At 60.7% G+C, this 20,951-nt stretch carries 16 protein-coding genes and 2 pseudogenes; 9 read left to right on the top strand and 9 right to left on the bottom strand.

The window, feature by feature from the left end; translation table 11 throughout:
* The first annotated feature begins 26 nt into the window (after positions 1-26).
* The 3 genes from LB552_RS08920 to LB552_RS08910 all read left to right on the top strand — a co-directional run bounded on the left by LB552_RS08920 (position 27) and on the right by LB552_RS08910 (position 2,652).
* Complete coding sequence (locus LB552_RS08920) at positions 27-800, top strand: SDR family NAD(P)-dependent oxidoreductase (RefSeq protein ID WP_224604078.1); 774 nt, start codon at positions 27-29, stop codon at positions 798-800.
* 104 nt (positions 801-904) lie between these two features.
* Positions 905-1,675: an SDR family oxidoreductase gene (locus tag LB552_RS08915; protein WP_224604075.1), complete on the top strand. Its 771-nt coding sequence runs from the start codon at positions 905-907 to the stop codon at positions 1,673-1,675.
* Between the two features lie 89 nt (positions 1,676-1,764).
* The gene (locus LB552_RS08910) at positions 1,765-2,652 is read left to right on the top strand and encodes an SMP-30/gluconolactonase/LRE family protein (protein ID WP_224604072.1); all 888 of its coding nucleotides are present in this window, start codon (positions 1,765-1,767) and stop codon (positions 2,650-2,652) included.
* Positions 2,653-3,003: 351 nt separating this feature from the next.
* On the opposite strand, the gene LB552_RS29840 is transcribed toward LB552_RS08910, so the two are convergent.
* From LB552_RS29840 to LB552_RS08895, 3 genes are all read right to left on the bottom strand, one after another.
* Positions 3,004-3,453 (bottom strand): Mov34/MPN/PAD-1 family protein, encoded by a 450-nt coding sequence (locus tag LB552_RS29840; protein ID WP_224604707.1) that lies wholly within the window; start codon positions 3,451-3,453, stop codon positions 3,004-3,006.
* Positions 3,454-3,455: 2 nt separating this feature from the next.
* Positions 3,456-5,051, bottom strand: coding sequence for an E2/UBC family protein (locus LB552_RS08900; protein WP_224604070.1), 1,596 nt, complete (start codon positions 5,049-5,051; stop codon positions 3,456-3,458).
* A 67-nt stretch (positions 5,052-5,118) separates the two neighbouring features.
* Positions 5,119-6,243 (bottom strand): CBASS cGAMP synthase, encoded by a 1,125-nt coding sequence (locus tag LB552_RS08895; RefSeq protein ID WP_224604056.1) that lies wholly within the window; start codon positions 6,241-6,243, stop codon positions 5,119-5,121.
* A 107-nt stretch (positions 6,244-6,350) separates the two neighbouring features.
* Here LB552_RS08895 and LB552_RS08890 point away from each other — a divergent pair, with 107 nt between their 5' ends.
* The 3 genes and pseudogenes from LB552_RS08890 to LB552_RS08880 form a co-directional block, all read left to right on the top strand.
* On the top strand, positions 6,351-7,346 hold the full coding sequence (locus LB552_RS08890) for a CBASS cGAMP-activated phospholipase (RefSeq protein ID WP_224604055.1): 996 nt from the start codon (positions 6,351-6,353) through the stop codon (positions 7,344-7,346).
* A 119-nt stretch (positions 7,347-7,465) separates the two neighbouring features.
* Positions 7,466-8,869 (top strand): PleD family two-component system response regulator, encoded by a 1,404-nt coding sequence (locus LB552_RS08885; protein WP_224604052.1) that lies wholly within the window; start codon positions 7,466-7,468, stop codon positions 8,867-8,869.
* Between the two features lie 672 nt (positions 8,870-9,541).
* A pseudogene (locus LB552_RS08880) lies at positions 9,542-9,832 on the top strand (GNAT family N-acetyltransferase); the annotation flags it as partial.
* Between the two features lie 155 nt (positions 9,833-9,987).
* Here LB552_RS08880 and LB552_RS08875 read toward each other — a convergent pair.
* A complete protein-coding gene (locus LB552_RS08875; protein WP_224604049.1) occupies positions 9,988-11,220 on the bottom strand; it encodes an acetate/propionate family kinase in 1,233 nt (410 codons plus the stop codon).
* 3 nt (positions 11,221-11,223) lie between these two features.
* Positions 11,224-13,604: pseudogene (locus LB552_RS08870) on the bottom strand (phosphoketolase).
* A gap of 173 nt (positions 13,605-13,777) precedes the next feature.
* Here LB552_RS08870 and LB552_RS08865 point away from each other — a divergent pair.
* Positions 13,778-14,221 (top strand): divalent metal cation transporter, encoded by a 444-nt coding sequence (locus tag LB552_RS08865; RefSeq protein WP_224604035.1) that lies wholly within the window; start codon positions 13,778-13,780, stop codon positions 14,219-14,221.
* 40 nt (positions 14,222-14,261) lie between these two features.
* Here LB552_RS08865 and LB552_RS08860 read toward each other — a convergent pair whose 3' ends face one another.
* From LB552_RS08860 to LB552_RS08850, 3 genes are all read right to left on the bottom strand, one after another.
* Positions 14,262-15,017 carry an SDR family NAD(P)-dependent oxidoreductase gene (locus tag LB552_RS08860; RefSeq protein ID WP_224604033.1) on the bottom strand — a complete coding sequence of 252 codons (756 nt, stop codon included), beginning with the start codon at positions 15,015-15,017 and terminating at the stop codon, positions 14,262-14,264.
* Between the two features lie 74 nt (positions 15,018-15,091).
* Positions 15,092-15,862 (bottom strand): SDR family NAD(P)-dependent oxidoreductase, encoded by a 771-nt coding sequence (locus LB552_RS08855; protein ID WP_224604031.1) that lies wholly within the window; start codon positions 15,860-15,862, stop codon positions 15,092-15,094.
* A 95-nt stretch (positions 15,863-15,957) separates the two neighbouring features.
* On the bottom strand, positions 15,958-16,791 hold the full coding sequence (locus LB552_RS08850; protein WP_224604028.1) for a GNAT family N-acetyltransferase: 834 nt from the start codon (positions 16,789-16,791) through the stop codon (positions 15,958-15,960).
* Between the two features lie 464 nt (positions 16,792-17,255).
* On the opposite strand from LB552_RS08850, the gene LB552_RS08845 reads away from it, so the two are divergent.
* Positions 17,256-18,122 (top strand): hypothetical protein, encoded by an 867-nt coding sequence (locus LB552_RS08845; RefSeq protein WP_224604026.1) that lies wholly within the window; start codon positions 17,256-17,258, stop codon positions 18,120-18,122.
* Positions 18,123-18,251: 129 nt separating this feature from the next.
* Here the strand turns inward: LB552_RS08845 and LB552_RS08840 are convergent, their stop codons facing one another.
* Entirely contained in the window at positions 18,252-19,454 is a 1,203-nt protein-coding gene (locus LB552_RS08840; RefSeq protein ID WP_224604023.1) for an ROK family transcriptional regulator, read from the bottom strand.
* Positions 19,455-19,676: 222 nt separating this feature from the next.
* Between LB552_RS08840 and LB552_RS08835 the strand changes: the two genes are divergently transcribed.
* Positions 19,677-20,915, top strand: a complete 1,239-nt coding sequence (locus tag LB552_RS08835) for an extracellular solute-binding protein (protein ID WP_224604020.1) — start codon at positions 19,677-19,679, stop codon at positions 20,913-20,915.
* Positions 20,916-20,951: the final 36 nt, after the last annotated feature.

The raw sequence follows: 20,951 nt of genomic DNA, 5'->3' as shown, positions 1-20,951 counted from the left end.
ACGATGGTCTTTTCCGGAGCCTTTCAATGACACTTGATCCCTCACCTCACGGTGCGCAGCCTGAATTTCAGGTGCCTCAGCTCCTCGCCGGAAGGCGCGCCATCGTAACCGGCTCAGCTCGAGGTATCGGAAACGCAATCGCCGATACGTTCGAGCGGGCCGGCGCGACCGTCGTTCGCCTCGATATCAGGTCCTCCGACGTGGTCCGGGAATGCGACGTCTCCGATGAGGCATCCGTGGCACGCGCCTTCTCGGACGCCGCCAGCGCGGGCCCGATCGACGATGTCGTCCACGCCGCCGCAATTGCTGCCATCTCCAGCATCGCTGAGATGTCCGTCACCGATTTTCGCCGCGTCCTCGACGTCAATCTGACGGGTGCGTTTTTGATTGCACGGGAAGCGACGCGTCACCTGGGCCGCGGAGGCAATCTCGTCCTCGTTGCGTCGCAATATGGCCTCAAGGGCTGGCCGCTGTGGGGAGCCTATTGCGCTTCCAAGGCCGGCGTATTGCGACTGTCCGATAGTCTAGTAGGCGAACTTGCTCCACGCGGCATTCGCGTCAATACGATCTCGCCCGGTAGCGTCGACACCGAGATGGTGGCGGTCACCACAGCCGATGTTGCCCGGCAAGAAGGCACCAGCGCCGATGAAATCAGACGTCAGTATGAAGCGGCCATCCCAATGGGAAGATTTGCACGGCCAGAGGAGATCGCCTTCGCTGCGGTCACGATCTGCTCTGGGCTGTTCTCCTACGTAAACGGCTCCAACATTGTCGTCGACGGCGGCGAACTTTCTCGGTGAAGACGCGCCGGAAAGTCTGCCACTCTACCCCATCAGTTATCCGCAGGTTGGCCCTGCGTCCCTGCCCCGAGCGGTGCAGCGAGCTGTAATCACGAGGAGAAGAAATGGCTCAGCGCGTCATGATCACCGCCGGTGCTTCGGGCATCGGCTTGGCAATCGCAAAGGCCTTCGCGAATAACGGTGCGAAGGTCAGCGTCTGCGATTTCGACGAACGGGCGCTTGGCGAAGTTGCGCAGTTCCATCCGCAAATTTCTGCAGCGCATGTCGACGTGTCCAATGAGAAAGCCGTCGATCAGTGGTTCGACAAAACCATGGGCGATTTGGGCGGGATCGATGTGCTGGTAAACAATGCCGGAGCCAAAGGACCGACCGGGAATGTGGAAGACATCGCGCTGGACGATTGGCGACAGTGCGTAAGTGTTTGCCTTGACTCCCATTTTCTCTGCGCCAGGCGAGCCGCTCGCCCGATGAAGGAGCAGAAATCAGGCAACATCATCAACATCTCGTCGACCGCTGGCCTCTACGGCTATGGCCTGAGGACTCCCTATGCCGCCGCCAAATGGGCTGTCATCGGCCTCACCAAATCCCTGGCAATTGAGCTGGGGCCGTATGATGTTCGTGCCAATGCTATCTGTCCGGGCTCGGTGGAAGGTCCGCGGATGCAGCGCGTCATAAAGGCCGAAGCTGACGGTCGCGGCATCTCCGCCGATGTCGTCGCAAAGGAGTACACGCAGTCGCAATCGATAAAGCGCTTCGTGACGCCGGAGGAGATCGCCGACATGTGCGTCTTCCTGGCATCGCCCGCGGCCAAGATGGTCACCGGACAGGCGATCGCGGTCGACGGCCATACCGAGACGTTCCACATCGGCAGCTAAGGCCGATCTGATCGACGCTCCGCAATCTACCGGCAGCGCCGTTATTGGCGGGCCGCGATCGGGAAATTAAGAACTCAAGGAAAGAAACGATGCCGCGCGGCAGTTCGGATTGGCAGGTCTTCGCTCAAGCCCAGGACAAATTGGGGGAGAGCATACTGTGGCATCCGGAAGAGAACTCACTCTACTGGATCGACTTCTACGGCCCAACCGTACGCCGCCAAAAGTGGGGCAGCCGCTTAGTCGAGAGTTGGCACCTCAAGATTGGCGAGACGATCGGCTCGCTCGTGCTTGCCGATAACGGGCGGCTTCTCCTTGCCATCGATCACGGGCTTCATGTCTTCGACCCTGCTACGGGCTCAACGCGCTTCTTTGCGGATCCCAAAAGCGGTCAGATGAACCTAGTCTACAATGACGGCAAGGTTGATCGCGCCGGGCGGTACTGGGTCGGAACCTATGACGTTTCCGAGAGGCACCCCAACGGGATTTTTTATCTTCTCGGTGAGGAAGGCCGCGCCACGATAGCCGACAGAGGTTTCGTTATCTGCAACGGCCCCGCTTTCTCGCCCGACAACGGAGCGCTCTACTTCAGCGACACAGTAGGACGGCGGATTTTGTCGTACGAGATCGGCGCCGACGGATCGCTGTCGAACCGCCGGATCTTCTTCACGTTTTCGATCGACGACGGGATGCCGGACGGGCTTGCCGTCGACAGCGCCGGAAACGTCTGGTGCGCCCTTTATGGCGGAGGCAAAGTAGTGTGCCTGGACCAGAGAGGAACTCTTCGAAAGTCGCTGTATTTGCCTGCTGCCCTTGTCACCAGCGTGTGCTTCGGGGGTCCGGATTTGAAAACCCTCTTTGCCACGACTGGACGGCGCACCGACTGGACGACTGTTCTTGATCCGGACGAGAGCGGAGGTTCCGTATTCATGCGTCCAGTGGACGTGGCAGGTCTATTGGAGCCAATCCTCGCCCTATAGTGTCCCTTAACTTCGCTGCAGGTTGTGCGACGATGGTCCGCTTCCAGGTCACAGCCCAATACGATTCGGCGGCCGAAATGAGGCGGAAAGCAGCCATTGGCTCACGCCAGGTGCCCGAGCCCAAGTGTCACTTCAAAGTTTAGGGCTGACGCTACCGTGTCACAAATGGTTGGCGACGACCTGGATGTTACGCATTGCGGTGCTGGCTAGGTTACGTCACGCAGGGGTATACCCCGAGGTGCGCTAATGACCGCTAGCACCTCAAGCCCAGGGTCTCAACTTGCCTTTGCTGATGATGCGAGCGCCGCGCCTCGAGCCAAACTGGAAGTAGGATTTCTTGGTCCCATCGTATTACTCAACATGCTCATAGAGTGAGCGGATCCCGTCCACGTCTCCCAACCCCCACCAAATATCGCTGAAGCCTCCTATCGCGAACACCATTGGGGCATGGGATCGGTTGATCAGTTTCCTCCAAGTGCGCCTGTCTAGCCAGGACGGGCTCGGAGATGCTTCCGGGTGAGTATGCCATTCTCCGATATAAGTGTCGGTTCCCGTGCTCTGTTGCCAAGTTCTTAGCGCGCTCGATTGATGCAGCGGATCGATACGATCGAACAGCGCGAAGGATCGCCGATCCTGTGGGTAAGGCGTAGTAAAGCCGGACACCTCTATGTGGTCACCTCGGTACGATCCTAGCAGTATCCCACCAGCTTCTCTCGACGGATGACCCCGTTCCACACTGCTTTCGATCAGGCCGATGATCTCAGCATGTATAAGTATAAAACGTCCGTCTCCGGGCGTCATTACTACCGGCGACTGTTGCATGCCGGACACGTAGAGAGCGCAAGCGGGCTCGTGTTCGAAACGTGATACGCTTGCTTGCTGTCGAAAGTTTGTGACCGGAAGCGCGGCGACGTGTTGCCATTTACCCAATCCAATGCGAGCTCAAGAACTTGGGCTGCCGCGGATATCGAACGGGAAACGGGAAAAGGAGTAAACTCTGCATCCCCACAAGCAGCGATCGACCCGATCTCGACATGGGCGTCAGGCTTAAGCGTCCGAAATCTGGGCTGACCGCCCAGTTCTGGCTTTAGGCATTTAAAGCAGGCCTTATCCACGTCTGAATCGACCAAGATGCACTGGGCAATAGCTCCGTTGCCAACAAGCCAACCGAAAATGTGCGCACAAACGTCAGGACGACTATCAATCGCCTTCTGATTAAGAGCGATGGAAAGCGTCTCCTCCCCGGTGACGTCGATGACTAGAGCGAACCGCTCTGTCGGGATTGTGAGGCCATCCGACTTTTCCGCTTCCACATTGATGTCTGGGAGCATTGTCTTTATAAATGCGGCCGTGGCCTCTGCTTTATTGCAATGGAGATAGGGCACCCCCAACAAGTGCCTGCCCAGATTAGCCGTACGCAGATCGTCTGTGTCTGCTAGCACTAGCCGACCACCTGCCGTGCCTGCCCCTGACTGCGCGAGTTGGTGAGCCAGAAATCCCCCGATCGTTCCGCAGCCGATAACAAGTATGGCCTTGCCACCGAAATTGCGGCGTGACCCAATGTTCCGACCATAGATGTACTGAGGGTCGGCGGCGTCTGCACGGATCCGTTCCACTGGAACATTTGCTGCCATCCTGTCCATAACTTTGGGCAAGCTGCTTCGCCGCTGCTTTAAAAACTCGGTCGTCTGAAGGTGCCTTGGAACATCCAGACGCAGTGCGAAAAGCCCGTTCGTTGCACGGACCGCCAATATGGCACCCGCTCGATTGCTTTTGATAAGCGCTTCGTCGAGTTTGCTTGTTAAACCGGGCGCGACCCATCGCAGCCACCGCTTAAGCTGGAGCAGATTCTCTGGAGGCCAATCAACAGTCGGATCAAGGCTAAGCGGCTCATTGACCGTAACAATCAATGCGGCCTCTGCACCGTTCTTGGACGCGGGATCACGCTCCGTCACCCAAGATGATTTCTTTATCAGGACCGGTGTTGGCACTTTGTCGGAGCGCAGATGCGGGTAAACGACCGATCCCAGCCCGCTGTAATCGCGAGGCAAATCGTAAAGCATCCAGCTTGTTGCCCAATAGGATGCAAATTCTGCGGCGAAATCACCGTCAAGGCGACCACTTAAGGCATCTGTTAGAACCTTCTCCGCTTTCGCTAAGCACCGCACGATCGTTCCACCTGGATCGTACCTATCCAGTATTGCGGCGCCGAAGCCGTAGTAGCACACGATCCCGTCCGGCCCGAGGATATGCGGCAGTTTCCTGCTCTTGGAGATTGAGGGGTCCAAAATCCGGATAACCGGATACTGCACGAAATCAAAGTCCTGAACGATGACCTCGACAGGGACAGTCGTCGGGTTTATCTGCCAACGACCGCGATAAGTGTCGAGCTTCGACAAAGGTAATCGCTCGAACCCTAGTTGTATGAGCGCATCATGTACGAGCAGGCGGCTTTCCCGGCGCCGTTCAACCACTTGTCGAACGGCCGACTTCAGGCGCTGGATTAACCTTCTTCGGTTGGCTGGTTACGGTGACCGCCGCCGGCGGCAAGATCGCGACCAGATCAGTGCGATAGGGAACTCTAGCGCCAAAAATGTCCCGCATCTCCTCAACCGCCTCTCGCTGGTCTGAGCAATGCCGGACGACGTCACTCAGCCGCGATGCTAGGCCCTCAACCAAATGAGCTACCTTCTGACGATGCTCCTGCGGAATGCGGTTGAGGTCCTCCTCTCCACATGCCGGGATGAAAACCGAACCTCGAAGCATTCGAGGAAGGTGCTCAACCACTCTCAACAGGCGTTCGTCTTCACGGTCGGGCAGGAAAGGCCCACGAATGGTTTCGTAAGCATTCCAGATGCAGGCCATCAAAAGGATGGACGAAACCTTATACTTGTCGAGTTCGTGATGGTCTCTCCAACCCTTCATATATCGGCTGTCGCGACGAAGCCTTTCGCCGTAAAGGTCGACCGCATCAACGAACCACTTATGGATCTGCCGCGGGTCTGAAATCTTCCAATCCTCATCTCGGTGAGCCAGAAGAACAGCGTCCGCCGGCAGCTCACTCCAATCTACATATTTCGCGTCACGAGCCGTCACCACAGACTTTGCAATGCGACTTTGCATGGCTGCAAATTCCCTATCCGGGATCGCATAAAGTGGAATGTCGACGTGCGCGTCGTTGTTGATTTCAACGCGACAACAGGTGGGTTTGGTCTCCTGCCGCCACCCTTCCTTCTCCGCCAACACCTTAAGCGACGCATCCACGAACTCGAAAAAAAGCTTGGCTGCGCGAGATGGCTTTTCCCCTTTCACAAACGACAGGGGAAGGTAGCACCCGTCATCGAGGTCCATCTGCTGCTCGGGTGGCCACGCTGGATCATTAAGAGTTCCGTAAGCTGAACTTCCTTGCGTGAAAAATCGAGGGGTGATCGCCTCGCCAAAAAAATCCGTGCTAGTTCGCAAAAATGCGTCCCGAAGGTGCTTCCGGATCTTGGTGCGCGCCTCCTTGAGGAGCGAATCCTCAGGCGCAAGGTTGACCAGGAAAGTCTCGGGATCGGAGGTTGTATGCAGTAGTTTTGCGACATTCGCCATGGATGCCCAACTCCAAGGGTCTAACGACTCGACCGACTCACGCGTGGCCGTGATGATAGCCGAATCGCGCCCAAGAACATACAACGAACGACGACTGGAGGTGACGCATGACATTTCAGATTTTGAGCCTTAGCGGAGGAGGGTTCCTCGGCCTCTATACCGCGTCGGTTCTAAGCAAACTTGAGGAGCAAACGGGAAAGCCAATTATCGATTCTTTCGATCTCGTGGCAGGAACCTCTGTCGGAGGCATTATCGCATTGGGCCTGAGCGCTGGCCGAAGCGCGAGCGAGATCAAGCAGGCATTCTTGGACGACGGGCATCACGTTTTCTCCGGTGCCCGACCGCCAAAGAACTTTATTTCGTCGACGTGGAAGCTCCTGACGGGCATTCCGGCGTCTCGATATAATCCGGGCAGACTTCGCGAGATCATCGAGCGGATCGTCGGTGTTGACTCCCTAATGCGGGACTTGCGACGTCCAACCGTCATTCCCGCAGTCAATCTTACGAAAGGGGGGCCAAAAGTTTTCAAGACGGGCCACCATCGGAGCCTCTATCTAGACTGGAAGTTGAAGCTCGTTGACGTTGCGCTCGCAACATCAGCGGCGCCAACATATTTCCCACTTCACCAGATCGGTGACGAATTGTTTGCCGACGGCGGTCTGTTTGCAAATTCGCCGGATCTCATCGCGGTTCATGAGGCCGAAAGGTTCTTGGGCATCGCTCAGAAGGACATCAAGGTGCTGAGCATTGGCACTACAACCACCGCCTTTGCCTTTTCTTCGCGAGCGGGAAAAGCACTTGGCTCGTTTGGCTGGTTGAAGCGCGAACGACTTCCGAAGGTGATGATCGGCTCTCAACAGGCGCTGGCGGACGATATGATGAAGCACATGCTTGCCGAGCGATACGTGAGAATTGACCGAGCACAGCCGGCCGCTCAGCAGGAAGAGCTTGCTCTAGATTGCGCAAGTGAAATCGCCAAGCGCGACTTGCAATCTGCAGCGGCGAGTTCCGTGGCTGAGATTTCATCAAACGATATGCTACTGGAAATGTTGAGGCACAAGGCGTCCCCAACAAACTTCTTGAACGCCACTTTCGTTGGCTAGCGCCGAACTGATTGCGACTTTTCCCGCTGAGGGACACTGCCGTGCAATCCGGGGCGTGTTCTTTCAATCACGGTTCGAGCACTTGCGATTAGACAGGTTTTTGAGGACAATAAGCCACCATGACCGCACGGATCCTTATTGCCAACACTACCATTATCAATGCGCAGTTGCTCGAAGTTAGACTTTTGGCGGAGTATTTTGAAGTTCTTACGGCCTCTACCGGGTTCATCGCCATCGAGACCTGCAAAAGCGACAAGGTTGATCTGGTGCTGCTCGATGTGATGATGCCCGACATGGATGGGTTCGAGGTCTGCAAGCGCCTGAAGAGCGATCCGGCGACCTCGCATATCCCTGTCGTCATGATCACAGCGCTCGACCAGGTGTCGGACCGGGTACGCGGCCTCGAGGCGGGCGCTGACGATTTCCTGACCAAGCCCGTCAACGACCTGCAGTTGATGACACGCGTCAAGAGCCTGGTCAGGCTGAAGTCGCTGACCGACGAGCTCAGGCTGCGCGCCTCGACCACCCGCAACATCGGCATCGAGGAACTTCTGAGCCGCGATTTCGCGACCGAAGACGCAAAGCCGCGGGTGCTGCTCATCGACGAGCGCAAAACTTCCGTCGAACGCATCCAGAAGATGCTGCGCAACACCGCCGAGCTCGATGTCGCGACCGACCCGAATGCGGGGTTCTTCCAGGCGGCCGAGACGGCGTACGAATGCGTGCTGATCTCGACTGCCTTCTCCGACTTCGATGCGCTGAGGCTCTGTTCGCAATTGCGTTCGCTCGACCGCACCCGATCCCTGCCGATCATGCTGCTCGCCGATGAGGGCGAGGAGGGCCGCATCCTGCGCGGCCTGGAGCTCGGCATCAACGACTATCTGGTCCGACCGATCGACCAGCACGAGCTGACGGCGCGCCTGCGCACGCAGGTCCGGCGCAAGCGCTATAACGACCAGTTGCGCGCCAGCGTCGCCCAAACGATCGAGCTGGCGGTGGTCGATGGCCTAACAGGGTTGCACAATAGACCTTACTTAGACAGCCATCTGCAGACGCTGTTCGACCGCGCCGTCGCGCGGCGGCGGCCGCTCTCGATGATGATCACTGATGTCGACCTTCTCAAGTCGATCAACGACTCTTACGGGCATCATGCAGGTAGTTACGTGCTTCGCGAGTGCGCGCGTCGCCTGCGCAAAAATGTGCGCGGTATCGACCTTGCATGCGTTTACGGGGTCGACGAATTCGTGGTCGTGATGCCGGACACGGACAGCACGGTCGCCAAAAAATTAGCCGAACGAATTCGCATCGATATCGAACAGTTACCGTTTTCCGTCAGTCATGATGGCGAGCCGATCGCAGTTACCGTCAGCATTGGGGTGTCTGAGATACTCAAGGGCGCAGATACCATCGCAGCCTTGATGAAGCGCGCCGATGTCGCGCTCTATAGAGCCAAAAACGACGGCCGCAATAGGGTGGTCGTTGATGTCGCTTGTTTGATTCCCGACTCTGACGAGAGGCGCTAGCCGACGCAAAGCGCTTGCCTACCAGATTGACCGCGATCGCTCCCTCCGCGAAAAACTAAGCCGTAAAATACTGGAACGGCAAAGTTGAAAGCCTGACTACATTGCGCCATAGTCCCTGCCTCTCGGGGGACAATGTGGCTAAACGTGGATTCACAGCGGCCGAACGCTGGGCTGTCTATCTGGTGCATGGGGAACGCTGCTATTTATGCACTCGCCCGATCGACTTCCAAACGATGGAAGTTGATCACATTATTCCCGAGACGCTACTTGATAGGCCGGCCGACCTGGCAAGAATTATGACCGCGTTCGGGTTGAAGGGTACGTTCAATCTTAACCGCTTCGAAAGCTGGATGCCCGCGTGCTGCCGGCGATGGAACGCCCACTCGGCAAACTAGCTCTTCCAACAGATAAAGAATGACGGTGAAGCTAAGTCTGCTATTGGAGAAATACGGAGTTCACCTCGACGGCAGATATAAGGCGCAAAGCTGCCGTTCACATCGTGGATCGCCTTCGGGTTAGATTCTGCTATTGCCTACCGAGCTTTTGCAACACGAGAGAGGCCTGTCACGCCCGACATTGTAGAAAATATCGCGGAGTGTCTGAGCGGGGGGAAAGGCGGTAGCGCTCTCCCGCTACCATTGCTCCCCCTGTACGGCCGAAATGCTTAGAGGAATGCTGATCGCGGTGGCGACCCTCGCAGCCGATCCGGCCGACGGGCGTGGCGAAGTCGCCATCTGCATTCGCGAGGACCGTAAGCATCTCGGCGTCGGCTGGGAATTTCTCGGCTATATCGCGCACTATGCCGACGACCATGGCATCGAGACGCTCGAGTCGATCGAAAGCCGCGAGAACCGAGCGGCGATCGAGCTTGAGCGCGAGATGGGCTTCACTGTCGCGACGGATCCTGACGATCCGACGCGTGTCCTGGTCCAGCGGAAGCTCGGCGCCACGTTGGCGAATTAAGATCCTGCCATTTCCAGCCGTATGGGAGCCGCTACCAGGATCGTCGAGATCGGTAGCGGGCGCAAATGGCTGCCTTCGAGGCATCGGCCATCCACCTCAATCGACAGCTCAGGCATGCGAGGGGCGTTCCGCCAATAAGCGGGAGACTGTTCCGCTCAAGCCGTTTCGACGCCGAGCAGTTCTGCCGCCACCGCGCGTTCTTCGTCGGCCGGAATGACAAGCACATCGACACGGGAATTCGCGGCACTCACAAGGTCTTCGCCGCTGCTATTCAAACCGTCATCCATAGCGACGCCCAACCATGCAGCAGCCTCGCATATCCGCCGCCGGATCGCCGGCGCATGCTCGCCGATGCCCGCGGTGAACACCAGCGTGTCGAGCCCGCCCAGCGCAGCCGCCAGTGATCCGATCTCTCGCCCGACCCGATAGACGAACAGATCGACAGCGCGCATTGCCGCCGGGTCCTTCGACGCCAGCAGCGTCTGCATGTTTCCCGAGATGCCAGATACGCCGAGAAGCCCGGACTTCTCGTAAAGCAAGGTGGACAGTTCGTCGGCGGACAACTTCCTGTCTTGCAGAAGGTGCAGGAGGACGCCCGGATCGATCGCGCCGCAACGCGTGCTCATGACCAGGCCGTCGAGCGTCGAGAAACCCATGGTGGTGGCCTGGCTTACCCCTGCCTTCATCGCGCAAAGGCTTGCGCCGCTGCCAAGATGGGCGACGACGGCGCTGCCACCCGCGCCGGCGCCGTAGCGCCTGCGGAGCTCGTTGGCGATATGGCTGTAGGAGAGCCCGTGGAACCCAAAGGACACGATGCCCTGCTCCGACATCTCGTGCGGCAGGCCATAAAGTCTTGCGATCTGAGGCTGCGTGGCGTGAAAGGCGGTATCGAAGCAGCCGACCTGCATGGCGCCGGGCAAAAGACGGTGGGCCAGATCGACGAGCTCCAGGTTGATCGCCTGATGAATCGGAGCGAGCGGCTCGAGCTTGTGCAAGGCATCGAGCGTGGCCTGGTCAAGCAGCGTTGCGCGGGCAAACTCCCGACCGCCATGGACGATGCGATGCCCGACCCTGCTCACGCGGCGCAACAGGCCGCGGTCCGTCAGATAGGACGCAACGGCTTCGAATGCCTCGCCGACGGAGATCGCTCGTTCGCCGAGGCTCCTGTCGAACGGCGGCGTCGTTGCAGTCGGCGCGACATGGAGTCTGGGCCGCTCGCCGATCGACGAGACGCTGCCCCGCATCAGCAGGTTAAGCTCGCGGCGTCTTTGAAAGGCGGCGAACTTCAGGCTCGATGAGCCGCCATTGAGGACAAGGATGACATCAGTCATGTCCGACCGTTCCAGCCACTTTTGCGGGTCGATCCTGTCGGCCTGGCGCTTCGGCATCGGCTACCGCTCCCATTTCCAGCCGAGGATCTCCGGCATGTCCTGCCCGTGCTCGCGGATATAGGCCCGGTGCTCGATCAGCTTGCCTTCCATGGCCTGTTTCAGCTGGATATGCGCACCGGCCGGCTCGGGAATGCGGTCGAGCACGCCGAGCACCAGATGATAGCGGTCGAGCCCATTAAGCACGGTCATGTCGAAGGGCGTCGTCGTCGTCCCCTCCTCATTGTAGCCGCGCACGTGGATGTTGTCGTGATTGGTCCGCCGGTAGGTCAGGCGATGGATGGTCCAGGGATAGCCGTGATAGGCGAAGATGACGGGCTTGTCGCTGGTGAACAAAGCATCGAATTCGCGATCCGACAGCCCGTGCGGATGGTGTTCCCTTGGCTGCAGGGTCATCAGGTCGACGATGTTGACCACACGCACCTTGAGGTCGGGAATGTGGCGCCTCAGGATTTGAACGGCGGCCAGCGTCTCGAGCGTCGGCACGTCTCCGGCGCAGGCCATCACCACATCCGGCTCGGCCCCGCCGTCGGTCGACGCCCAACCCCATATGCCGATGCCGGCGTTGCAATGGACTTTCGCCTCGTTGATGGGCAGCCACTGCCAGGAATTGGCTTTGCCGGCGACGATGATGTTGATGCGGTTCCATGTCCGCAGCACATGATCGCTCACGCAGAGCAGGCTGTTAGCATCCGCCGGCAGATAGACGCGCACGACATCCGCCTTCTTGTTCAACGCCACGTCGATGAAGCCCGGATCCTGGTGGCTGAAGCCGTTGTGCTCCTGCTGCCAGACATGGCTAGACAACAGATAGTTCAGCGAGGCGATCGGCCGCCGCCAGGCAAGCTTGCGGCAGGCATCGAGCCATTTCGCATGCTGGTTGAACATGGAATCGACGATGTGCGTGAAAGCCTCGTAACAGGAAAAGAAACCGTGGCGCCCTGTGAGCAGGTAACCTTCCAGCCAGCCCTGGCAGGTATGCTCGGATAGAATTTCCAGAACCCTGCCTTCTCGACCGAGATGCACGTCCTCGGGCAGGATCTCTTCCATCCAGGCACGCTCCGTCACCTCGAAGACATCCTGCAGCCGGTTCGATGCCGTTTCATCGGGCCCGACGATGCGGAAGTTCCTGGTGCCTTGATTCAATGCCATGACGTCACGCAGGAAACGGCCCATCACACGGGTCGACTCCGCCTTGACGCCACCGGGCCGCTCGACCGGGACGGCGTGCTCTTGCAGGGCGGGCAGTTCCAGAGACCGGCGCAGCAGGCCGCCATTGGCATGCGGGTTGGCGCTCATGCGCCTTTCACCTTTTGGCGCGGTAGCGCGGACCGCAGCCACCGGCGCGCCGGCGGCATCGAAAAGTTCTTCGGGCCGGTAGCTTCTCATCCATTCCTCGAGCATCCTCAGATGCGCGGGGTTATCGGCGAGGCCGGAAAGCGGGACTTGGTGGGCGCGCCAGAATCCTTCGGTCTTCAGTCCGTCGACCTCCTTGGGACCGGTCCAGCCCTTCGGGCTTCGCAGCACGATCATCGGCCAGTTCGGCCGCGGCTGCGCGGTCTTCGCGCCGCTACGAGCCGTATCTGAATAGCCTTGATGCGGTCGAGCGCATCGTCGAGCACGAGCGCCATTCGCTCATGCATCCATGCCGGATCGTCGCCCTCGACGAACAGCGGCTCGTAACCATAGCCGACGAACAAGTCACGCAGCTCTTCTTCGGGAATGCGGGCGAGAATGGTGGGATTGGCGATCTTGTAGCCGTTGAGATGGAGGATCGGCAGCACCGCGCCGTCAAGCGCCGGGTTGAGGAACTTGTTGGAGTGCCAAGACGTGGCAAGCGGTCCGGTTTCCGCCTCGCCATCGCCAACGACACAGGCGACGACAAGGTCCGGGTTGTCGAAAGCCGCGCCATAGGCATGCGAGAGCGCGTAGCCAAGCTCGCCGCCTTCATGGATCGAGCCGGGCACGTCGGGAGCGGCATGGCTTGGGATGCCGCCCGGAAAGGAGAATTGCCGGAAAAGCTTCTTCATTCCAGCCTCGCCCGGCGCGACGTCCGGATTGATCTCGCTGTAGGTGCCTTCGAGGTAGCTGTTGGCAACCATCGCGGGTCCGCCATGACCCGGACCGCAGACATAGATGACATTGGCGTCGCGTTGCCGGATCACTCGGTTCAAATGCGCATAGATGAAACTGAGGCCCGGCGACGTGCCCCAATGGCCGAGCAGCCGCGGCTTGACGTGCTCCAGCCGAAGCGGCTCGCGAAGCAGCGGATTGTCGAGCAGATAAATCTGCCCGATGGTCAGATAATTGGCGGCACGCCAGTAGGCATCGATGTCGTGCAGTTCCTGCGCGGACAAGCGATTGGTGCTGGGACGCTCGGTCATTTTCCGACTCCTTCGCTGGTACCAGACCCACCCGGCTGAAGCTGAACGCTTAAAGGCCGCCACCGGTTCATCACTGGTCGGTGTCAACAACGGGCGAGCTTTGATCCATCGCAGATGCCGGTCGTGTGCGACCAGAATTCCAAAGCCCGGTTGTGTGGCAAGACAGCGCCGTCTTGGTTTCAGAGCCGCTGGCGGGCGATTTCGTCTTCGTGCTTTTTGCCGCCGGCATACTGGGTGTAGGATTGATCGGCGTGCCCGTCGTGGCGGGCTCGGCGGCTTACGCGCTGGCGGAGGCCATGGGGTGGCAGGAGGGACTTGAGCGCAAGGCGGGCGATGCGCGTGGCTTCTATGGCGTCATCGCGGTAAGCATCCTGGCGGCGCTGGCCATCCAATATCTGCCCATCAGCCCGATGAAGGCGCTGTTCTGGAGCGCCGTCATAAACGGCGTCGTCGCGGTGCCGCTCATGATAATGGTCATATTGCTGGCCTCAAGCCGATCGGTTGCGCGGACAACCCGTTCAGGACAGCGTGGAGAGCGGCCCTATTTTGCGGGTCCCTCTGGTTACCGGCCAGTCCCTCGTGTTTCTGGGTTCCCATTTCATCCTGTTATGAGCTGAGTATCGAGGCGTCCCTGTATTTTGACTTTCGCGCTCGCGGTCATGCCTTGCGTTCCTGCAGGATGTTGCCGCCGTCCACGACGAGAACGGCGCCGTTGACATAACTGGCTCCGTCGGACGCCAGGAACAGCACGGCCGCCGCGACTTCCTCGGGACTGCCGGCACGGCCAAGCGGTGTGTTGCGGGCAGCGACAAGTTCCTCGGGCGTCGAGGCGCCCGTCGCGATCCATCCCGGCGCCACGGCATTGACCGTGACGCCGCTGCGGCCGACCTCCAGGGCAAGCGCATGCGTCAGCCCGATCATGCCGGCCTTGGCCGCGGAGTAGGCGGCCTCGCCTTCATTGGATACGTAAGGCCCCGTCACCGATGCCATGTTGACGACGCGTCCATGGCCGCGCTGCACCATGCCGGCCAGAAAGCCGCGCGTGCTCAAAAAGGCGGTCTTCAGGCTGACATCGATGCCGCGGTCCCAGTCGCTTTCGCTGAGGTCAAGAAATCGCCGCTGCAGCGCCGGCTGGGCGATGGTGCCCATCCCGGCATTGTTGACGAGGACGTCGATCTCGCCGGTCTCGGAGCGTAAACGATCGACGTCGCCCGAGAGCGTCAGGTCGGCCGCGAAAGCGCGGACATCGAGCCCCTCGCCCCGCAGTTCCGCCGCTCGTTGCTCGACGCGTGCGGATGAAGCGGTGATGGTGACCGAAACACCGGCCTCGGCCAACGCACGCGCGATCGCCACGCCGATGCCGTCGGCGGCGCCCGCGCCGGTCACCAGTGCCTTGCGGGATTTGCGGAACACGACCATTTTCCCTCCAGGATGCAGGCGCCGACATGCCGGCGCGGCCAATCACGGCCGCGACGAACCGAACCGGCTCAATAGCCGGCGCTGACGCCGAAATCGATCGAAAGCGCGGCCCCGGTGATCGGCGCCGCGCCCGGCTGGCACAGATAGTGGATGAAGGAAGCAATCTCCTCCACCTGGATGAACCTTGCTTTGTCCCCTTGCGGATAGTGCCCCAGGAGCCGGCGCTTGTAGCCGTCGGGGTCGTCCGCACCATAGGTCTTGGCCTGATATTCGATCATCGGCGTTGCCGTGTCGCCAGGACAGACGGCGTTGACCCTGATGCCTTGCGGGGCGAGTTCCAGCGCGAGAGCCTTGGTCAAGAGCACCAGTCCGCCCTTCGAGGCGCAATAGACGGAAGCCCCGTTGTTGCCGACGATGCCGGCGTCGGATGCAATGTTGACGATCACGCCCTGCGCCGCCGACAGATGCGGTATGGCTGCCGAGATCAGGAAGAAGGCTCCCTTGAGATTGACGTCCAGCACCAGGTCCCACTGATCTTCCTCGACCTCGTGTGCCGGTCCCTCGAGCCAGACCCCGGCGGCGTTGACGAGAATGTCGATCGCACCGCCCCACTCCCTGGCCTTGCCCACCACGTCGCGGCAGGCAGCGACGGAGCGGATATCGAGCGGCAAGCCGATCGCGCCCGCCCCGGCCGCGGCAATCTTGGCAACGGCGCCGTCGAGCTTGGGGCCGGGAAGATCCGCGAGCACGATCCGCTCGCCGTCGGCGGCGAAACGGAGTCCGGTCGCCAGACCCATTCCGCCGGCGCCGCCGGCGATCAGAACCGTCCTTCCAGCCATTCGATAATCTCCGAAACGCAGCTCGGCAAAGGCAATCACGTCATGGAGCCATGTCGCATGGACCAGCCAGGCAAAACAATGATCTCAGCACGCGATCATCCCAGCTCGAGCGTCGTGACGCCGAAAACCGTCGACTGGTCGTTGCCCGACTTGCCGCCCTTGTACATGCGTGTCGTCGTGAAGCCCGGAACCATGCCGGCGGCCTGCAGCATGGCGGTGAATTGAACCTGGCCGGCCGGCACGTCGATATGCATTGCCTCATTGCCGATCCTGCTTGAAAGGTCCGCCAGCATTGCCAAGGCCAGGTCCGTCCGATCTGCGAACAGCGGCCCGACCTTGAAACCCTGCCTGCAGCGGCGCGCCACGCCGTAGCCGGTAATGCCGTCCGATCCGGCTGAGAGCCGCGCAATCCGCGGCGGCCGCAGCCACTCGCCAAGGAAGGTTTCGCGCAGTGCTGGAAAGCACTTGCGATCGTAGGCGAAAATCTCGACCATGTCGCCGGCCGCCACGGGTCTTGTCTTGTCGCCCTCGGGCAAGCCGGCGGGGCGGCCGCTGTGGCGGACGGTCTCATAGGCAGGCACGAAGCCCATACGCCGGTAGTTCGCCTGCTGCTCGGCCACCCCGTCGAGACCGATGATGCGGTTGCCCAGACGCGCCATGCCCGCGTCCCAGACCGCCTTGCCGTGACCTTCGCCACGCCGGTCGGGCCGGCAGATGTAGAGGCCGATAAAGCCAAAGCCCGAGCCGTATGCGACGGCCGAAATGCCGGCCACCATCTCGCCGCCGACAAAGGCGCCGATGAACCCTTGCGGATCGACCGCCCGAAACGCCGCGGCATCGCCGGTGCCCGGATTCCAGCCCTCCTCCGCTGCCCAGCCAACAAGCGTTTCCACCTCGCTGGCGGTCAGCGTCCTGATTGTTCTCGGCATCGTTTCACTCAGGGTCGGCCATCACCGACCAGGATAGGCCGCCCTCCTCAGGCTGCAAAGTGCTGCGCGGATTCCTCGTCACCCATACGTTATCGTTCGGCGCCGACCGGCGCGGCCGACGCCAAGGCGCATGTATTGGAGACCGTCGCGCTGGCCCGACAGAACGCGGCATCCTCGAAGCGCGGATCCTGCAGGATTGTCTGCGAATCGGCACCAGGGACGGAGCCCGGCCCCGGGAAGCACTCCCCGCAGCCCCGATGGCGCGGAACCTATGCTCGCCTGGCGGGACTCGTCAATTCAACGCAGGAGCTGCGGGCCCGACGGCTTTCCCGAACCGATGCAAAGAGTTAGCAGCGAATTCACCGCCTGATCGTTCGTTGTTCCAATGGGCAACTGGACACGACCGGCGAAGACTGGGAATCTTCATTTGTCGTTGCTTGGAATCGCATGGAGTGCCGTAGGAAATGCCGCTGAGTGCCGCAGAAATCGCCCGTCATCCGGCAGCGCTTCGCGGTGTCCAGGAGCAGTCCAAAGCGCTCATCCATATTTATCAAACGAGCCCGCGGCTGGCTGCCGTGTTTGCCACCCAGCAGCGCTGGCTGCTCGCTCATGTCGGCTTGGCTCTGCATTTCCGGCGCGATCCCAACGACCGCCGCACCGACATGACGATGGCGCGTTTCATCGAGGTCGTGCGCCGCAATTCCGTGGCCAGCCGCAACACCGCCGAGGCCTTCGTCAAGGAGATGCTGCGCTACAACATCGCCGAATATATTTCGGCCAGCGGTGATGGCCGCGCCCATCCGTTGCGGGTCACGGCGGGCACCATAGAGACCTTCACCGGCTGGATTTACGCGCATCTGAGAACGCTCGACCGCATAGATGGCGCGAACCGGCTGGAAAACTTCCTCGAGCGACCCGAGATGCTGCCCATCCTGCAGCCTCTGATCGCCGATGGATTGCTGGCCAGCGGCGCAGTGCGGGAGCCTGGGCAGACTTTTTCATTGTTTATCTGGCTAAACAACGGCGGCATCGTCATGGACTGGCTGATGTCCGGTATCGATCCTGAGGATGTCCATCTCGACAGGATACCGACCGGCGTCATCTCGGTCAGGGAATTCGCCCACTGGCTGAAGCTCTCACGCACCCATCTGGCGCGCAAACTGTATGATGCCGAGGCGCTCGGCAGCATCGGCTGGATCGGCCAGCGCGGCCATTCCGTGATGTGGGTTTCGAGGGCTTTCTTCGACGAATACATGGCCGTCCAGGCAGCCAAGCTCGCCGTCGTCGACGAGGCCTTCGAAGCCTGTATCTCGGCTCTGAAGAATCGCTGACCGTCAAGACTCCGCCCGGCGCCGCCCAAGACCGGTACCCGCGCTGGCGGGCGCCGCGCAGGCGGTCAAGCTCGCCATCATCGACGCGGCTTCGCAGCCAGCACGACGCAGGCGACGGGCTGACCGCTTCTATCCAGCCTTCAGGATCGCGGAAAAGCGCGGATCGAAGGCCCGGCTGATCGGCTCTGCCGCGGCGCCGACCGCGATCGCCCAGGGGTCGGTGGTGCCCAGTTGCAGCCGTGGCAGGCGCCGGACCGGTCGATCTGCGATCGACGGCAGCAGCGGATGCATGGCCCGAAGCAGGAGCCGGGCGAGCGCCTCTGGCGCGCTGGAGGTGAGGATGACGGTTTGCGGATCGAAGATCGTTTCGATCAGATGCACGCCCCAGCGCAGGTCGGACGCGGCTCTTTCGACCCAGCCCATGACCCGCGGATCCTGCGCAAGCGCCAGTGCGCCGAGCGTCTCGTAAAGCCCCCTCTCGGTGGGGTCGACGCCGAGATGCTGATAGAGCGAGGCCAGCGATGCACGGTGTTCGAGCGGCGTGGAACTGGGGCCGGCCGGCGAAAGCAGCGCCATGCCGACCTCGCCCGCATTGCCGTTGCCGCCGCTGTAGAGTTCGCCATTGAGGATCAGTCCGGCGGCTATGCCGTAACCGACATAAAGGCAGACGGCGTGATCGACGCCGTGCGCCGCGCCGACGATCCGCTCCGCCGTCGCGCAGGCCGCCGCATCGTTCTGCAAGCCGACATCGAGCCCGGTGCCGGCCGCAAGCGCCTCCACCAGCGGAAATTGCTGCCAGGCAGGCATCATCCATTTGTTGTCGGGGTTCTTCAGCCCGAAGGGTCCCGGCATGGCGACGCCCAGTCCGACCAGTCGCCGCTCGGACTGGGCAAACAAGGAAGCCAGCTCGCGCCTGACGCGGTCGACCAAGCCGAGGATGATCCTGACGCCCGCCGAAGGCTCGTCGAACGGCAGTCCCGCCTCGGCGCGCGCGATCACCTTGCCGACGAGGTCGACCACCACCACGCGCGTCAGATGCCGGTCGATCTGCAGCCCGATGGCGAAGGCCCCTTCGGGAACCAGCCGGTAGGGCGTGAAAGGCTGTCCCCTGCCCTTGCGCACCGCATCCAGCGCCACGACCAGGCCATCGCGCTCGAGATCCTCGATGATGTTGGAGACCGCCTGCTTGGTCAGCTGCGTCGCCCGTGCCAGGTCGGCGCGTGAAAGCGCGCCGTTGAGCCGCAGCGCCTCGATCATGACGCGGCGGTTATGGGCGCTCGTTCCCTCCTGGTTGGTGCCGCTTTTGGCGCGGATTGGGCTGATATCGTGCACCGTCGTTTCCCCTCTTGACTCCATTAAAGGATTGATCGACTAATTAAGTCAAGCGAATTGACTTAATAGGTGAGACCTCCGCGGTTCTAAAAAAGACGGCAAAAGCTTTCGAGCTCCGCCGCGCGCCGTTGGGGATGGATCCGGTCAGACGCGATGCGAATTCGAGAAAGCGGCACAGCCTTGGCCGCCCACTCGCAGCCGTCGAAAATGGGAGAAAGACAAATGCTGAAATCGATCGGTAAGACACTTCTGGGCGCGTTGTTCGTTGGCGGGCTGCTCGTCCCCCACGCCTTTGCTGAAACCACCTTGAACGCGCTCTTCATGGCGCAGGCCGCCTATAGCGAGGCTGACGTGCGCTCGATGACGGAGGCCTTCACCAAGGCTAATCCAGACATCAAGGTCAATCTCGAATTCGTTCCTTATGAAGGCCTGCACGACAAGACCGTGCTCGCCCAAGGATCCGGCGGCGGCTATGACGTGGTGCTGTTCGACGTCATCTGGCCGGCCGAATATGCGACCAACAAGGTGCTGGTCGATGTGTCGTCGAAGATCACCGATGACATGAAGAAGGGCGTTCTGCCCGGTGCCTGGACCACCGTCCAGTATGACGGCAAGTACTATGGCATGCCATGGATCCTCGACACCAAATACCTGTTCTACAACAAGGAAATCCTGGAAAAGGCCGGTATCAAGGCGCCGCCGAAGACCTGGGAAGAACTCGGCCAGCAGGCCAAGATCATTCAGGACAAGGGCTTGCTGAAGACGCCGATCGCCTGGAGCTGGTCGCAGGCCGAAGCCGCCATCTGCGACTACACCACGCTGGTCAGCGCCTATGGCGGCGACTTCCTCAAGGACGGCAAGCCCGACTTCCAGAACGGCGGCGGTCTCTCGGCGCTGAAATACATGGTCGACAGCTACAAGTCGGGCCTGACCAATCCGAACTCCAAGGAATTCCTGGAAGAGGATGTGCGCAAGGTGTTCGAGAACGGCGATGCCGCTTTCGCGCTGAACTGGACCTACATGTACAACATGGCCAACGATCCGAAGGACTCCAAGGTCGCGGGCAAGGTTGGCGTCGTGCCGGCGCCGGGCGTTGCCGGCACCAGCGAGGTCTCGGCCGTCAACGGCTCGATGGGCCTTGGCGTCACGGCGGTGTCGAAGCACCCGGACGAAGCCTGGAAATATATCGAGTTCATGACCTCGCAGGCGACGCAGAACCAGTATGCCAAGCTGTCGCTGCCGATCTGGGCCTCGTCCTATGACGATCCGGCCGTCACCAAGGGCCAGGAAGAGCTGATCGCCGCCGCCAAGCTCGGTCTTGCCGCGATGTATCCGCGCCCGACCACGCCGAAATACCAGCAGCTGTCGACGGCGCTGCAGCAGGCGATCCAGGAATCGCTGCTCGGCCAGGCGACACCGGAAGACGCGCTCAAGACCGCTGCCGAAAACAGCGGCCTCTGATCTGGCGTTCCTCCACGCGGGCGGCCTCATCCACGA

This window comes from Mesorhizobium sp. CA7 (genome assembly GCF_020165015.1).
GTDB lineage: Bacteria > Pseudomonadota > Alphaproteobacteria > Rhizobiales > Rhizobiaceae > Mesorhizobium.
The sequence above is the reverse complement of the archived record's forward strand: the minus strand, read 5'-3'. Positions and strand labels throughout refer to the sequence as shown.

What these genes read in the sequence shown, in the direction of transcription:
- LB552_RS08895 (WP_224604056.1), bottom strand. Translation starts at nt 6,243, where the DNA reads ATGGCGAATGTCGCAAAACTACTGCATACAACCTCCGATCCCGAGACT.
- LB552_RS08845 (WP_224604026.1), top strand. Translation starts at nt 17,256, where the DNA reads ATGCCGCTGAGTGCCGCAGAAATCGCCCGTCATCCGGCAGCGCTTCGC.
- LB552_RS08875 (WP_224604049.1), bottom strand. Translation starts at nt 11,220, where the DNA reads ATGCCGAAGCGCCAGGCCGACAGGATCGACCCGCAAAAGTGGCTGGAA.
- LB552_RS08855 (WP_224604031.1), bottom strand. Translation starts at nt 15,862, where the DNA reads ATGGCTGGAAGGACGGTTCTGATCGCCGGCGGCGCCGGCGGAATGGGT.
- LB552_RS08850 (WP_224604028.1), bottom strand. Translation starts at nt 16,791, where the DNA reads ATGCCGAGAACAATCAGGACGCTGACCGCCAGCGAGGTGGAAACGCTT.
- LB552_RS08835 (WP_224604020.1), top strand. Translation starts at nt 19,677, where the DNA reads ATGCTGAAATCGATCGGTAAGACACTTCTGGGCGCGTTGTTCGTTGGC.
- LB552_RS29840 (WP_224604707.1), bottom strand. Translation starts at nt 3,453, where the DNA reads ATGACGCCCGGAGACGGACGTTTTATACTTATACATGCTGAGATCATC.
- LB552_RS08910 (WP_224604072.1), top strand. Translation starts at nt 1,765, where the DNA reads ATGCCGCGCGGCAGTTCGGATTGGCAGGTCTTCGCTCAAGCCCAGGAC.
- LB552_RS08915 (WP_224604075.1), top strand. Translation starts at nt 905, where the DNA reads ATGGCTCAGCGCGTCATGATCACCGCCGGTGCTTCGGGCATCGGCTTG.
- LB552_RS08890 (WP_224604055.1), top strand. Translation starts at nt 6,351, where the DNA reads ATGACATTTCAGATTTTGAGCCTTAGCGGAGGAGGGTTCCTCGGCCTC.
- LB552_RS08920 (WP_224604078.1), top strand. Translation starts at nt 27, where the DNA reads ATGACACTTGATCCCTCACCTCACGGTGCGCAGCCTGAATTTCAGGTG.
- LB552_RS08885 (WP_224604052.1), top strand. Translation starts at nt 7,466, where the DNA reads ATGACCGCACGGATCCTTATTGCCAACACTACCATTATCAATGCGCAG.